The 16,449-nt window shown below is 68.6% G+C and carries 2 protein-coding genes; both read right to left on the reverse strand.

The features are described from left to right. Positions 1 to 1,051: 1,051 nt before the first annotated feature. Entirely contained in the window at positions 1,052 to 4,120 is a 3,069-nt protein-coding gene (locus M8R19_RS03570; protein ID WP_249917042.1) for an Ig-like domain-containing protein, read from the reverse strand. A gap of 289 nt (positions 4,121 to 4,409) precedes the next feature. Continuing rightward, positions 4,410 to 16,244: an Ig-like domain-containing protein gene (locus M8R19_RS03575; protein ID WP_249917043.1), complete on the reverse strand. Its 11,835-nt coding sequence runs from the start codon at positions 16,242 to 16,244 to the stop codon at positions 4,410 to 4,412. Positions 16,245 to 16,449 lie beyond the last annotated feature (205 nt).

The following is a 16,449-nucleotide window of genomic DNA, read 5'->3' on the forward strand; positions in this document are numbered from 1 at the left end:
GCCGGCGATGCCCCACCGGCGATCCTAGGCAAATCGCCAGCGACCTCCCTTCAGGAATCCCTCAAAGGCCGGGGCATTCAGGTGGATGTCTGAGGGGTGGGTGGAAGCACGGGGTGGCGGTACCCTGCCCCGTTTGCGGGGAGGGTTGGGGGGCGGAGTGCAGGTTTGGCGATGGAGTAGCGGCGGAGTCCGTTGCCCTCACCCCAGCCCTCTCCCGGAAGGAGAGGGGGCTGTTCGTGCCACCGGAGCGTCCGGCGTGGCCGGTGAATCCAATCGCGGACGGAGTCCGCTCCTACGCCCGTGCTTCCCTGGAACCGTAGGAGCGGACTCTGTCCGCGATTCGGCGGATAACGCCGTAGGCGTTATGCGCCCTACGGATTTCCCGAGAGCTTTAGGTGCTGGGTTCAAGAGCGCCCTCTCCCCAGCCCTCTCCCTGAAGGGAGAGGGGGCTGTTCGGAGTGGGAGGGGAATCTAGAGTCATCCTGAAACTCCTTATCTCCCTCGTCATTCCCGCGAATGCGGGAACCCAGTGACGGACGGTTCGCGAGCAAGCTCGCTCCTACGAAAAGCAAAAGCAAAAGCGCGTTTGCTCTTGGACTTCCAGAGAAACATCCGCGCGCACCGAAACGCCCCTTCAGAAGGCCGAGCGAAACCCGCGCTCAGGAGGTCATGCGACATGGATGTCGCGAGAGCCCCGCGGGCTACAGGGACGTACCCTCGGGGCGGGCCTCCGTGGCGGGGGAGTTCGTGAGGGTAGCCCGACTCTGTCGGGCCCGTATGTCGGGGCAAGCCTTTTTGGTTCCTTTTGTGGCGTTTGACAAAAGGGACTCGCCCGAGGGGGCGAAACAAGAAACATCAACGCACTCGGAGCGGCGCGCTACACCAAACCCCCAACCCAAAAGTCTCTGGGTTATTCCCCTTCGGGCCAGCGCAAGCGAAGGGCAAGCCCCTCACAAGGCCCGGAAAGCGCCCGCCGCGAACAAAAAAGGGCGCGAACCCAAGGTTCGCGCCCTTCGTGACGAACCCCGCCGCGGGCGGCGGGAGCCGGCTGTCAGAGCACCAGTTGCTGGCTGTGCTGCAGGCCGAGCAGGTCGAGGCGCTCGCCCGACGACAGCAGCGCGAAGACCTCGCCGGCGGGCTCGGTGACGCCCCCGGGCGCAGCTCCCTCCAACGGGACCTGTCGCGGCAGCCGGATATCGGTCAGCAACCCGGCCAGGTCCGGCTCGGGGTCGGCCGGCAGCGCGGCCCCCGTGCCCACGGCCAGGCCGAGCACCTGCTGGATCAGCCCGGCGCCCTCGCCCTCCGCCACGCCCGGCTCCCGCGGTTCGTCCAGCGCCGATGACAACGAACGCAACTGCTCCGGCGCGGCGGGGTCCTCCAGGTAGATGGGGTATGCCCCGGTAGGCGCCGGGCGGTCGCCACCCTCGTTATAGGAAGAGGCATAGAGGTACTTCATGCCATCGCCGCCATACTGGGCCAGGTCGTCGGACTCGATCTGCCAGTGGCCCTTTGCGTCGACCACAGCCGAGCCCACCAGGTGGGCGGTTTCCCGATTCAGCTCGCCGCCCTCCCCCTCCAGTTGCAGGTAGAGCTCCATGACATCCCCCGGGCGCCCGGTGCCACTCACCACCAGCGTGCTGTCGTCGGTGATGTCTTCCTTCTGCAGTTTGGTACCGTAGTCGTCCAGGACGCCGGTGATGCTCGGCTCTATCGACGGAAGCACGTAGGTTTCATAGGACCAGGCGTCGCTCAACGGGCTCTCGTTGCCCGCCGCGTCCACCGCGATGACCTGCAGGCTGTGCTGGCCTATGCCCAGCGACGAGACGGGGGTGAAGGACCAGGTGCCGTCCGCGTTGACCGTGGCGGTTCCGATCGGCATGCCCTTGTCGAAGAGTTTCATGTACGTCGCATCGCCACCCTCGACCCGGCCGCTGATCTCCGGCCAGAAGTCGTCGGTCACGCCATTGGGTTCGACGTTCTGCTGCTCCCCGAGGTTGTCGAAGACCCGCTCGATGACCGGCCGGGCCGGCGCCAGGGTATCCAGCACTATCTCCCACGCCTCGCTCTTCGGGCTGGTCTGCCCGTCCACGTACTGCTCGGCAGTGAAGCGCTTGGTTCCGTCCTCCTTGCCCAGGTCGGCGATGGCGATTTCCCACTTGCCGTCCTCGCCCACGGTCACACTGCCCACAGCCTTGTCATCGACGTACAGGGTCAGCAGGCTGCCCGGCACGCCGCTGCCACCGACGGTGGGGCTGCGGTCATTGGTGCTGTCCCCGGCTTGCAGTTCGACCACCAGCGGCTCCTGGTCGTCCTGGACCCAGTCGATGCTCGGCGCCTCGGGTGCATCGGGAAGCTCCAGGATGAAGTCCCAAGGCTCGCTCTTGGCGCTGCGGTTGCCGGCCTTGTCCTGCAGTTCCACCTGGAACTGGTGGGCGCCCGCCGCGAGGTCGCTTTCCAGGGGGAAGCTCCATTTGCCCGCGGTGACGGTGGCACTGCCCAGCAGCGTGCCGTCGAAGTAGATGAAGGCCAGTACGGCATCGCTGTCGGCGCCGCAGTCGCCGACCACTTCGGGACGCGTGTCGTCGGTCACGCCGCCCTTGGCGACCTCGCCCGTCACCTCGCCGACGTCGTCGATCAGTTGCAGCCAGTCGAGCCCTTCGGGCAGCACGGGCGGCAGCAGGTCGGCCGGATCGGTGATGGTCGGCGGGCTGACGTTGCCCGCAGGGTCGGTGATGGTGACGCTGCCGGTCTCGCCATTCTCCAGCGGATTTTCAGGAAGCACCCAGTTGCCGTTCTCGTCCACCACGGTGGTGACAGTGCTGCCATCGGGCAGCTCGACGGTGACGATGCCCTCCGGCTCGCCGGTGCCGCCCAGGCCGTTGCCGTTGTTCTCGGTGACCATCGGCGGTTCCGGCGCGACGGTGTCGGCCGGCTCGGTGACAGTCGGCGGGCTGACGTTGCCCGCAGGGTCGGTGATGGTGACGCTGCCGGTCTCACCGTTCTCCAGCGGGTTTTCCGGGAATTTCCAGTTGCCGTTCTCATCGACAATGGCGGTCACGGTGCTGCCGTCAGGCAGCTCGACGGTGACGATGCCTTCCGGCTCACCGGTGCCGCCCAGGCCGTTGCCGTTGTTCTCGGTGACCACCGGCGATTCCGGCACTTCGAGGTCGGCCAGGCCAGTATCGACACTGCCGCTGTGGTTGCCGGCCGGGTCCACTTCCACCAGCGAGCCCGACTCGCCATTGCCCAGCGGGTTCTCCGGGAAGCTCCAGTTGCCGTTCTCGTCCACCTGGGTGGTGACGGTACTGCCATCGGGCTTGGTGAGGATGATGGTGTCACCCGCCTCGCCGGTGCCGGACAGGCCATTGGCGTTGTTCTCGCTGACGACCGGATCCTTCGGCGGCGTCAGGTCCGCCGGGCCGGTGTCCACCGCCGGGCTGATGCCACTTTCGTTGGACGCGGTGACGCTGCCGGACTGGCCGTCTTCCAGCGGGTTGGGCAGGAAGCTCCAGGTGCCGTCGGGGCTGGCCGTGGTGGTTTCGGTGGTGCCGTCCGGGCGGATCAGGGTGATCAGGCTGCCGGGCTCGGCGGTGCCGGTCAGGCCCTGCTGGTTGTTGAACAGGATCTGCGGCGCGCCTGGCCCCCCGGCTTCCGGCAGCGGCCCCGCCGAACGCGGGCTGCCGCCACCACCGCCGTCGCGCTGGGTGAGCATGTTGCCCACGCCGATGGTGCCCAGCCCCGCCGCCGGCACCAGCAGGCCGAAAGCGACGTTGTGGTCGTCCGACTGCAATGCCAGCAGTTCATCGACGGAGTCCAGGCGGGTCAGTTCCATGCCGTCCCAGGGCTCTTCGTAGCCGGCCTGCCACAGCTGGCCGTCCGGCGCCTGCAGGACCAGGTCGTTGTGTACGCCATCGAAGCCCTGGAAGAAGTTCTCGACGGTGATGACCTTGCCGGTCTTCAGGCGCACCAGCAGGTGGTCGCCGTTGCGGCTGAGGGATTGGACGTCCTCCGGCGCCGCGGCGATCTTCACCACGCCGGGCCGCGACAGGCTCAGGGGGCCATTGCCGGTCACGGGGGTCACCTGCCCCGAGCTTTTCGCGATCAGTTCAATTGCGTCCATCTGGTAATTTCTCCCCGAAGTGAGTGAAGTGACATCGCCCATGCGCCATGGGTACTCGCCACGAACCGCGGGCAGACTAGAGCAGCGGGCCGGCGCATGGGTTAGGAAACTCCCTAAAGCCGTAGGAACTTCGCCGCCCGGAGCGGGCTTTTAGGAAATCCCTCAAGCCGCCCGCTGCTTTTCGGACTCGGGCCGGCGCGCCGGCCGCAATGAAAAACGGCGCGAACGAGGTTCGCGCCGCAGGAGGGAGCCAGTGCGCCGGGAGCAGCCGCCCCCGGCGCCAGGACGCTCAGACCACGTACAGGCCCTCCTGGATCAGCAGGTGCGCATAGGACGCGCTCTTCGAGGTGTAGACGTCGTAGGTGACGGCGCCCTCGGTGACCTGCTGCGCCTGCCGCACCCAGTCCGCGAGGTCGATGTCGACGCTGTCGACCACGCCGTTCTGGCCACTGTCGCCGGTGATCCTCAGGCTGTGCCGGGCCTCGCCGTCGGGCTCGGTGACCTTCAGCAGGTCGGCCAGGCTCAGCGTCAGCGACTGGCTCAGCCCTTCGCTCAGGCGGATGGCCTCGATGCCCTCCAGCTTGTCGGCGACCTGGCCCAGGTCCAGCGTATTGCGTGAGGCCCAGACCAGGATGTCGTAGCCGGCGCCGCCGTCGATGTGGGCGAAGCCGGTGCCGTCGATGAGGATGACGTCGTTGCCCTCGCCGCCGCTGGCGGTGGTGTAGCCGCGGGCGTCGAGCATGTCGTCGGCGGCAGTGCCCACGGCGTCGGAGACCGGCAGGTAGTCGACGTGGGTGGCGCCGCCCTCGGCCACCGCCGGGGCCAGCCCGAGGGTCTCGTCCAGATCCACCAGGCGGCCCTTGATGGCGCTGCCGTTGCCATCGCCGACGCCATTGTCGGTCCAGCTGACGAACAGCTTGCCGCTGTCGAGGAAGGTGGCGTCGACCTGCATCTGGTCGCCGCTCACCAGCTGGTTGATGTGCAGCTCCTGGCCGACCTTGCGCCCGGCATCGTCGAAGAACTGGGCGTACACGCCATAGCTGCCGGAGCCTGGCGCCGCCTCGCTGCGCGACACGTAGACCACCACGAAGCCGCCGCCCTCGCGGGCCACCACCATGGGCTCGGACTGGTCGCCGGTGGTGCTGTTGGACACCAGGAACTCGCTGCCCAGCGCCGCGCCGGTGGCGTCGAAGATGCGCCCCCAGGTGCTGGTGCCGGACTGGTCCGGGCCGCTGTGGTCGTTGGAATCCCAGGTGACGATGAAGTTGCCGTTGGCCAGCCTCGACACCGCCGGCGAGGACTGCTTGTTGGCCGAGGTCTGGTTGGCGCGGATTTCCTCGCCCAGCAGCCCGGTCGCCGGATCGTAGAGGCGGAAGAAGGATTCCACCCCCGCTGCGCCGCCGATGTCGCGGTTGTAGGCGATCACCACGGTGCCGTCCAGCAGGGTCGCCAGGGACGCCGCGTCCGGCCCCGCCGTGGTGTGGTAGGTGGCGTCGCCCACCAGCCGGTCGCCGCCCACCGGCGAGCCATCGGCGGCGTACTGGCGCATGAATATCTGCCACTTGCCACTGGTGCCGCTGGTGTTGGCGCTCCAGCTGACGATGTAGCCGCCGTCCTCCAGCGCGGTGATGCTGGAGAAGCGCTGCTGGCCGACGTCGTTGACGTTGACCATGGACTCGCCGCCCTGGGGCTGCGCGCCGCTGATGTTGCCGTCGAGGTCGTAGGTGTAGCCGAACTTCTGCTGCATGATCGCATCGTTGCCGCCGGCGTAGCTGGTCCAGTTGACCACGAAGCTGCCGTCGGCCAGCACCGCCACCGCCGGCTTGCCCTGGAAGTCGCCGGTCGTGGCGTTGACCACGAACTCGCCGCCCACCGGCATGCCGGCGGCATCGAACAGCTGGGCCATGATGCAGTCGTTGGAATCATCGCCCGTGGCCGATTCCCAGACGACGATGAAGCCGCCGTTGGGCAGGCTCGCGGTGGCCGAATGGTCCTGGGCGCCGCCCAGGGTGCCGTTGACGCGGAACTCGGAGAAGTAGCCGGCGTCGATATCGATCACCGTGCCCTCGATGCCCCAGCCGCTGCTGTCGGACTTGTCGCTCTGCCAGGTCACGTAGACGTTGCCGTCGGCCATCAGGGTGGCATCCAGCACGTTCGAGCCGGCCTCGTTCGAAGCCTGGTTGCCATCGGTGGTCGGGTTGACCAGGAACTCGCGGCCCAGCTTGTTGCCCTGGGCGTCGTAGCGCTGGGCGAAGACCGCCGAACCGCTGCCGTCGCCGCCGGCCGCCCCCCAGATGACCAGGTAGCCGCCGTCGTCCAGCGCCACCGCGGTGGGCTTGTACTGGTCGCCGGCGATGCCGGTGTTGACGCGCACATCGCCCATGCCGATCTGCTGCACGGCGCCGGTGGCCGGGTCGACGCTGTAGTGCGCCATGTAGACGTCGAAGCCGCTGCTGCCCGGCGGGTTACCCTCCCAGACCACCACGAAGCTGCCGTCCTTGAGGACGATCACGTCCGGGTTGTTCTGGTCGTTGCCGGCGCCGGTGTTGACCTGGAAGTTGCCGCCCAGCGCGGTGCCGTCGGCCGCGTAGAGCTGGCCGATGACGCCGGTGCCGGAGGCATCGCCCGGGCCGTTGCGGCCGGTCCACACGGTCACGTACATGCCCCGGTGCGCGGCATCGCCGAACACCGCCATGGCTGGAGCGCCCTCGGCGCCATAGGCCTGCCCGCTGCCCACCAGCACATCGCCGGTGAGTGGCTGGTTGTCGGCATCGAAGGTGCGCTGCACCACCAGGTCGGTGGAGCCGGAGTCGGGGTTGCTCGTCCAGTTGATGGTGTAGCCGCCGTCCGGGTGCGCCACGGCGCTGGGGTGGCGCTGGTCGCCCGGGGTAGCCACGTTGACCAGGAATTCGTCGGTCAGCGGCGTGCCATCGGTGCCATAGCGGCGCGCCATGATGCCGTCGCCACTGTAGTCCGGGCCCGCCTGGTAGGACTCCCAGACCACCAGGTAGCCGCCATCGGCCAGGGCCACCACCTGCGGGCCGTCCTGGTCGCCGCTGTTGCGCTGGTTGACCTGCTGTTCGCTGCCGACGCGGGTCACCCCGTCGGCCTCGAACAGCTGCATGAACACGTCGGTGCCGGTGCCGCTCTGCCAGACCACGATGATCCGGCCATCGGCCAGGGTCGCCGCGCTCGGGTTGGTCTGCGGGCCGGCCTCGGTGCTGTTCACTTCCACGGTGTGGCGGTCCAGCTGGTAGTCGGCCAGGGCCGCGCCCTGGATGGCCACCGCCGGCGCCTGGTGGCCGGCCCCGTCATGGGCCGACAGGCTGCCCTGCTCGCCCTGGGCCAGCGGGTTGGGGTAGAAGTCCCAGCGGCCGTACTCGTCGGCGACCACCGTGTGGCTGACACCCTCGGCGTCGACCACGCTGACGGTCGCCCCCGGCTCGGTGCGCCCGCCCAGGCGCTCGGCGCTGTTGGTGTCCAGGCCGACGCTGAGCACGCTGATCTGCGGCGGGCTGGCCGGCACGTAGTCGAGGCCGGTGGCGCCCTCGCCCAGCGGCGGCGGCGGAATCAGCCCGAGGGTTTCGTCGAGGTCCACCAGGCTGCCCTTGATGGCGCTGCCGCTGCCATCGCCGACGCCATTGTCGGTCCAGCTGACGAACAGCTTGCCGCTGTCGAGGAAGGTGGCGTCGACCTGAGTCTGGTCGCCGCTGACCAACTGGTTGATGTGCAGCTCCTGGCCGACCTTGTTGCCGGCGGCGTCGAAGTACTGCGCGTAGATGCCCCAGGTACCGGCACCCGGCGCCGCGTCGGTGGCCGACTGGTAGACCACGACGAAGCTGCCGTCCGCGCGCGGCACCACCACCGGCATGGCCTGGTCACCCACGGTGCTGGTGCTGAGCAGGAACTCGTTGCCCAGCGGCGTGCCGGCGGTATCGAAGATCCGCCCCCAGACGCCGTAGCCGTACTGGTCGGGGCCGCTGTGGTCGTTGGAATCCCAAGTGACGATGAAGTTGCCGTTGGCCAGCATCGACACGCTGGGCGAGGCCTGGCTGTTGGCGGTGGTCTGGTTGGCGACCAGCTCCGGGCCGAAGCTCTGGGTCTGCGGATCGTAGATGCGGAAGTAGGCGTCGCCGCCGCCGACGTTGCGAGCATAGGCGAACACCGCGCGGCCATCGGCCAGGGTGCTGATGGAGGCGCCGATGATGTCGCTGGTGTAGTGGGTGTCGCTGACCAGCAGGTCGCCGCTGGCCGGCGAGCCGTCGGCGTCGTACTGGCGGGCGTAGATGCGCCAGCCGCCGCCCTCCCAGGACTTCCAGGTGAGCATGTAGCCGCCGTCTTCCAGCGCGGTGATGCTGGAATAGCGCTGGCTGTCGGCATCGCTGACGTTGACCCTGGACTCGCCGCCCTGGAGCTGCGCGCCGCTGATGTTGCCGTCGAGGTCGTAGGTGTAGCCGAACTTCTGCTGCATGATCGCGTCGCTGCCGCCGGCGTAGCTGGTCCAGCTGACCACGAAGCTGCCGTCGGCCAGCACCGCCACCGCCGGCTTGCCCTGGAAGTCGCCGGTGCTGGTGTTGACCACGAACTCGCCGCCCAGCGGCATGCCGGTGGCGTCGAACAGCTGGGCCATGACGCAGTCGTTGGAACCATCGCCCGAGGCCGACTCCCAGACCACCACGAAGCCGCCATTGGGCAGGCTCGCGGTGGCCGAATGGTCCTGGGCGCCGCCGAGGGTGCCGTTGACGCGGAATTCGGAGTAGTAGCCGGCGTCGATGTCGATCACCGTGGCCTCGATGCCCCAGCTGCTGTTGTCGGCCTTGTCGCTCTGCCAGGTCACGTAGACGCTGCCGTCGGCCATCAGGGTGGCGTCCAGCAGGTTCTTCATGTCGACGTTGTCGCCGGCCCAGCCCTGGTTGCCCTCGGTGGTCGGGTTGACCAGGAACTCGCGGCCCAGCTTGTGGCCCTGGGCGTCGTAGCGCTGGGCGAAGATCGCCGAGCCGCTGCCGTCGCCGCCGGCCGAACCCCAGATGACCAGGTAGCCGCCGTCGTCCAGCGCCACTGCGGTGGGCTTGTACTGGTCGCCGGCGATGCCGGTGTTGACGCGCACGTCGCCCGGGCCGATCTGCTGCACGGCGCCGGTGGCCGGGTCGACGCTGTAGTGCGCCATGTAGACGTCGAAGCCGGTGCTGCCCGGCGGGTTGCCCTCCCAGATCACCACGAAGCTGCCGTCCTTGAGGGTGATCACGTCCGGGTAATCCTGGTTGTTGCCGGTGCCGGCGTTGACCTGGAAGTTGCCGCCCAGCGGGGTGCCGTCGGCCGCGTGGAGCTGGCCGATGACGCCGGTGCCGGAGCTGTCGCCCGGGCCGTTGCGGCCGCTCCATACGGTGACGTACATGCCCTGGTGCGCGGCATCGACGAACGCCGCCATGGCCGGCGCGCCCTCGGCGCCATAGCCGGTGCCGCTGCCCACCACCACGTCACCGCCGAGCGGCTGGTCGTCGGCATCGAAGCTGCGCTGGACGATCCTGTCGGTGGAACCGCCATCGGGGTCGCTGATCCAGGAGATGGTGTAGCCGCCGCCCGGGTGCGCCACCACGGAAACCGACAGCTGGCCGCCGGCGGTCAGCTGGTTGACGGCGAATTCGTCGGTCAGCGGGCTGCCATCGGCGCCGTAGCGGCGCGCCATGATGCCGTCGTTGCTGGTGTCCGGGCCGGCCAGCCAGGACTCCCAGACCACCAGGTAGCCGCCGTCGGCCAGGGCCACCACCTGCGGGCTGTCCTGGTTGTAGCTGCTGCGCTGGTTGACCTGCTGCTCGCTGCCGATGCGCGTCACGCCATCGGCCGCGAACAGTTGCATGAACACCTCGGCATTGTTGCTGCCGGTGTCGCCGCCCTGCCAGACCACCACTATCCTGCCGTCGGCCAGGGTGGTGACGCTGGGGTTGGCCTGCGGGCCGGCCTCGGTGGTGTTGACCTGGCTGGTGTAGCGCGTGAGGTCGTAGCTGGCCAGCACGTCGCCCTGGATGACGATGGGCTGCGATTGGTTGCCCGCCGCGTCCGCCACCGAAATGCTGCCGTCCTCGCCCAGGCCCAGCGGGTTGGGCTGCAGGCTCCAGCGGCCGTTCTGGTCGGCGGTGACGCTGTGCGCCTCGCCGGCCTTGTCGATCACCGTGACGATCGCCCCCGGCTCGGTCTGCCCGGCCAGTTGCTCGGCGGTGTTGATGTCCAGGCCGACGTTCGGCGCCAGGGTATCGATCACGAACAGCCAGGGCGCGCTGGGCTCGGTGACGTTGCCCACCGCGTCGGTGAGGGTCGCGGTGAGCGCGTGCGGGCCGTCGGCCAGCGGCTCTTGCGGGGTGAAGCTCCAGTTGCCGGTCTCGTCCACCAGCGCCGAGCCGAGCGCCTCGCCGTTGTCGTAGACCAGCACCAGCGAGCCCGGCGCGCCGCTGCCGGAAATGCTCGGCGTGGCGTCGCTGGTCAGGTTGCCGCAGACCTGGCTGGTGAAGGCCTCGGTCTGCAGCGCCAGCAGTTGCGGGGCTTCCGGCAGCGCGGTGTGCAGCTCGACCGGGAAGTCCTCGCTGGGCGCCTCGTTCATCTGCCCCGAGGGGCTTTGCGAGCTGGCCCAGAAGTATTTCATGCCGTCGCCGCCGAACTGGGCGAGATCGCCGCTGGCCAGGCTCCACTCGCCGTTGGCGTCGATGACGGTGGAGCCCAGCAGTTCGCTGGGCGCCTGCGGGTCATCGCTGAGGCGCACGTAGAGGAATAAGGTGGCGCCGGCGCTGCCGGTGCCGCTGAGGCTCAGGCTGGCGTCGTCGGTGCTGGCGCCCTTGTCGAGGTCGCCCTGCTGAGACCCGAAGTCATCCTGCACACGGGTGATGCGCGGCGTTTCGGGCAGCGCGGTGTCGACCACGAAATCCCAGGCCTCGCTGCGCGGGCCGAGGTTGCCGGCGGCGTCCAGGGCCTCGGCCTGGAAGCTGTGCGCGCCATCGGCCAGCGGCGTCTGCGGCTCGAAGCGCCAGTTGCCGGCTTCGTCCACGCTCGCCGAGCCGATCAGCTCGCCGTTGTCATAGATGCGCACCAGCACGGCGCCGCCCTCGACATGGCCGCTGTAGGTCGGCGTGGCGTCGTTGCTCGGCTCGTCCTGGGCGATGCGGCCGAAGGCGCCGCCTTCCACGTCGTCGAGCAATTCCAGGTCGGTGATCGCGCCCGGCGCGGTGGTGTCGACCACGAAGCTCAGCGCTGGGCCCTGCGTGCTTTCGTTGCCGGCGGCGTCGGTGGCCGAGGCGCTGATCGCGTGCTCGCCTTCGGCCAGCGGGGTTTCCGGCTTGTAGCTCCAGTTGCCGTCGGCGTCGACGATGGCGCTGCCGATCGGGCTGCCGTTGTCGTGGATGGTGATGAGGTCGCCGGGGTTGGCGCCGCTGCCGCTGATCACCGCGGCGCTGTCGTCGCTGGCGGCGCCCGCCTCCAGGGCGCCCTGCTGCGTGCCGACGTTGTCGGTCACCACGACCAGCGCCGGGGCGTCCGGGGCCTGGGTGTCGATGGTCAGTTCGAAGCGGGTGCTGGCCTCGTTGCCGTTGGCGGCGGTGGCCAGGATGTCGTAGACATGGTTGCCGTCCGCCTGCTCCGGCAGCTCCAGGCTCCACTGGCCGGCGGCGTCGGCGAGCACCGAGCCGAGCAGCGTCGAACCGTCGAGGATGCTGACGATGGCGCCGGCGCTGGCGGTGCCGGCCAGGCTCGGGCGGTTGTCGTCGGTGAGCGCCTTGTCGGCCAGGTCGCCCTGCTTGGCGCCGACGTTGTCGCTAGCCTTGATCACGCTGACGCTGACCGGCGCGGTGTCGACGCTGAACGCCAGCGCCGGGCCGGGCTCGCTGGTGTTGCCGGCGGCATCGGCGACCTGCGCGCGGATGCTGTGCTCGCCATCGGCCAGCGGCTGGGCCGGGGTGAAGCTCCAGTCGCCATTGGCGTCGGCGGTGACGCTGCCCAGCACCTCGGCGCCATCGAAGAGAGTGACGATGGCGCCGGCCTCGGTCCTGCCGGAGAACATCGGCAGGGCGTCGTCGGTGACACCGCCGGCGGCGATCGGGCCGCGGACCAGGCCCTGGTCGTCAATGGCCAGCACCAGCTCCGCAGGCGCCGGCGCGGTGCCGTCGATGGTCAGGCTGAATTCGGCGCTGCCGCTGTTGGCACCATTGGAGACGCTGGCGCTGTAGCTGTGTTCGCCATCGGCCTGCTCCGGCAGCTGGAAGCTCCAGTTGCCCTCGGCATCGGCGCTGACGCTGCCGATCTCGACACCGTCTTCGGAAATGACCACTAGCGCGTCGGCGAGGGTCTTGCCGACCAGGGTCGGGGTGGTGTCGTTGGTCAGCGCGGCGTTGCTCAGGCTCTGGGGCTCACCCACGTCGTCGATGGCGGCCTCGATGCTGACCATCACGTCGCTGGTGTCGACCACGATCGTCAGCACGTCGCTCGGCTCGCTGACGTTGCCGGCCGCGTCGCTGGCGCTCACGCTGATGGCGTGCTCGCCGTCGGTGAGCGGTTGCGCCGGGGTGAAGCTCCAGTTGCCATCGCCGTCGACCGTGGCAGTGCCCAGCACCTCGTCGCCGTCCTTGATGGTGATGACGCTGCCCGGCTCGGCGCTGCCGCTGAAGGTCGGGGTGCTGTCATCGGTCACGCCGTTGTCGATCGGGCCGGTGACGTCGCCCTGGTTGTCGGCGGCGAGGATCGCGCCGGGCTTCTCCGGCGCGCTGCCGTCGATGGTCAGTTCGAAGCGGGTGCTGGCGCTGTTGGCGCCGTTGCTGGCGGTGACGCTGTAGAGGTAGCTGCCATCGGCCTGCGCCGGCAGTTCCAGGCTCCAGGCGCCGGCGGCATCGGCCACGACCGAGCCGAGCACGCTGGCGCCGTCCATGACGGTGACCAGGGCGCCGGCGGTGGCGCTGCCCACCAGGGTCGGCGTGCGGTCGTCGGTCACCGCGCCGTTGCCCAGCTCGGCGGTCAGGCTGCCGGCATCGTCCAGCGCCTTGGCCACGCTGACCTGCAGCGGCCGGGTGTCGACCACCAGCACCAGCGCATCGCTGGGCTCGCTGGCGTTGCCGGCGGCATCGGTGACCACTGTGCTGATGCTGTGCTCGCCCTCCCCCAGCGCCTCGGCCGGGGTGAAGCTCCAGTTGCCGTCGCCGTCGACGATGGCGGTGCCCAGCACGTTGTCGCGATCCTTGATGGTGACGGTGGCGCCCGGCTCGGCGCTGCCGCCGAAGGTCGGGGTGCTGTCGTCGGTCACGCCGCCGCTGATGGGGCCAGTGACGGCGCCGACGTTGTCCAGGGCGCTCGGCGCGTCCGGGGTGGCCGGCGCGCTGGTGTCGAGGAGGATGTCGAAGCCGCCGGTGGCCGGGCTCCACTGCCCGGCCGAATCCACGGCCTTGGCGGTCAGGGTCTTCAGGCCGTCGGCGCCGAGGTCGGCCAGGTCGATCGACCAGTTGCCCTCGGCGTCGGTGGCGACGCTGCCGACCTCGCTGCCATTGACGTACAGGTGCACCACGGTGCCCGCCTCGGCGGTGCCCTTGACGGTCGGGCTGCGGTCGTCGGTCTGCGCGCCCGGCTGCAGGTGACCGCTGGTGATCGGCGCCTGGTCGTCGATGACGTGCTCGATGGAGGGCGCCGCCGGCGGCGTCAGCTTGAGGCTGAAGGGCCAGTCGGCGCTCTTCGGCCCTTCGTTGCCGGCGGCATCCACCAGCGCGGCCTGGAAGTTGTGCTCGCCGGCCAGCAGCGGCAGCGCCGGCTCGAAGCTCCACTGGCCATCGCTGACGCTGGCGCTGCCGATCAGCACGCCGTTGTCGTAGACGTTCACGCTGACGATGTCGGCCGGTGCGCCGCTGCCACCGAAAGTCGGCCTGGCATCATCGGTCACGCCACCGCGGACGATCTCGCCGGTGACGCTGCCGACGTCGTCGAGCAGGCTCAGCGAGCCGCCCTCCTCCGGCAGCTCGACGGGCGCAAGGGTGTCGACGGTGAAGCGCCAGCCGTCGGCCGGCAGCATCGCACTGACATTGCCGGCGGCATCCATCGCGCTGGCCTGCAGGCTGTGCTCGCCATCGGCCAGCGGCTGGGTGGGAATGAAGCTCCAGCTGCCGTCGGCGGCGACCAGGCTGCTGCCGATCAGTTCGCCGTTGTCGTAGATGTTCACCAGCACGGCATCGCCGCCGACCAGTTGGCCCTTGAACTCGGGTTGGTCGTCGTCGGTATGGCCACCCTGGGCGATAGGCCCGGTGATGGCGCCGACATCGTCGATCAGGCTGAGGCCCGCCTCGGCCTGGGAGATATCGGGGGCGGACGTATCCGCGGGCTCGGTGATGGTTGGCGGACTGACGTTGCCCGAGGGGTCGGTGATGGTGATGCTGCCGGACTCGCCGTTTTCCAGCGGGTTTTCCGGGAACTCCCAGTTGCCGTTTTCATCGACGACGGTCGTGACGGTGCTGCCATCCGGCAGCTCGACAGTGACGATGCCTTCCGGCTCGCCAGTGCCGCTCAGGCCATCGCCATTGTTGTCGGTGATGACCGGCGGTTCCGGTGCAATGACGTCGGCCGGTTCGGTAGTAGTCGGCGGGCTGACGTTGCCTGAGGGATCGGTGATGGTGATGTTGCCGGACTCGCCGTTCTCCAGCGGGTTTTCCGGGAACTCCCAATTACCGTTTTCGTCGACGACGGTGGTCACGGTGCTGCCATCCGGCAGCTCGACGGTGACGATGCCTTCCGGCTCGCCAGTGCCGCTCAGACCATCGCCATTGTTGTCGGTGATGACCGGCGGCTCCGGGGCGATCACGTCGGCCGGTTCGGTAGTAGTCGGCGGGCTGACGTTGCCCGAGGGGTCGGTGATGGTGATGCTGCCGCTCTCGCCGTTCTCCAGCGGGTTTTCCGGGAACTCCCAATTACCGTTTTCATCGACGACGGTGGTCACGGTGCTGCCGTCTGGCAGTTCCACGGTGACGATACCTTCCGGCTCGCCGGTGCCGCTCAGACCGTCGCCGTTGTTGTCGGTGATGACTGGCGGCTCCGGGGCGATCACGTCGGCCGGTTCGGTCACAGTCGGCGGGCTGACGTTGCCCGAGGGATCGGTGACGGTGATGCTTCCGGACTCGCCGTTTTCCAGCGGGTTTTCCGGGAACTCCCAATTGCCGTTTTCGTCGACGACGGTGGTCACGGTGCTGCCATCCGGCAGTTCCACGGTGACGATACCTTCCGGCTCGCCGGTGCCGCTCAGACCGTCGCCGTTGTTGTCGGTGATGACCGGCGGTTCCGGAGCGATCACGTCGGCCGGTTCGGTCACAGTCGGCGGGCTGACGTTGCCCGAGGGATCGGTGATGGTGATGCTGCCGGACTCACCGTTCTCCAGCGGGTTCTCCGGGAATCCCCAATTGCCGTTTTCATCGACGACGGTGGTCACGGTGCTGCCATCCGGCAGCTCGACAGTGACGATGCCTTCCGGCTCGCCGGTGCCGCTCAGACCATTGCCGTTGTTCTCAGTCACGACCGGCGGCTCCGGCGCAATTACATCAGTCGGCTCGGTCACGATCGGCGGGCCGACATTACCCGGGGGCTCGGTGATGCTGCCGCTCTCGCTGTTTTCCAGCGTATTTTCCGGGAATGCCCAGTTGCCGCTCTCATCGGCGACGGTGGTAGCGGTGCCGCCGTCCGAGCCACCGCCGCCACCACCGCCCCCCGCCGCTGCGGCCAGGCCGCCGACACCCAGGGCGCCGAGGCCGGCAAGCGGCAGCACGCCGAAGACGGCGTACGTGTCGTCGCTGCGTTCCGCCAACAGTTGCTCGATGGAGTCCAGTTCGGTGGTCACCCAGGGCTCGTTCTGGTCCGCCAGCCACAGTTCGCCGCCGGGGGCCTCCAGCACCAGGTCGTGGCGCACGCCGTTCACGGCCTGGAAGAAATTGTCAATATTGATGACTTCGCCGTTCTTCAAACGGATCACCAGGCTGTCGCCATTTCGGCCGATGGACTGGATGCTGTCAGGCGCGGCCGCGATCTTCACCACGCAGGGGTGCGCCAGCGACAACAGGTTCTTGCCGCTGACATCGGTAACCTGCCCCGAACTTTTCGCAATCAGTTGAATCGCGGCCATGTGAGCTCCCGCCTGATAAGGCTGTTTCTTCAATTTCGTGAACACGGGATGACTCGAAAAGGAATTGTCCCAGTGCCATGTAATATCCAGCCCGGGCCATCCAATAGAAAACTCGGGAATTCCTTTTCAGTGGTGGGCAAGCATTAAAAATTAATCACCGGCAATAATTAGGATTTTCCCGAATCAACCCAAGCCGATAAATTCC

This window comes from Pseudomonas sp. R3.Fl, assembly GCF_023516765.1.
Lineage (GTDB): Bacteria > Pseudomonadota > Gammaproteobacteria > Pseudomonadales > Pseudomonadaceae > Pseudomonas > Pseudomonas citronellolis.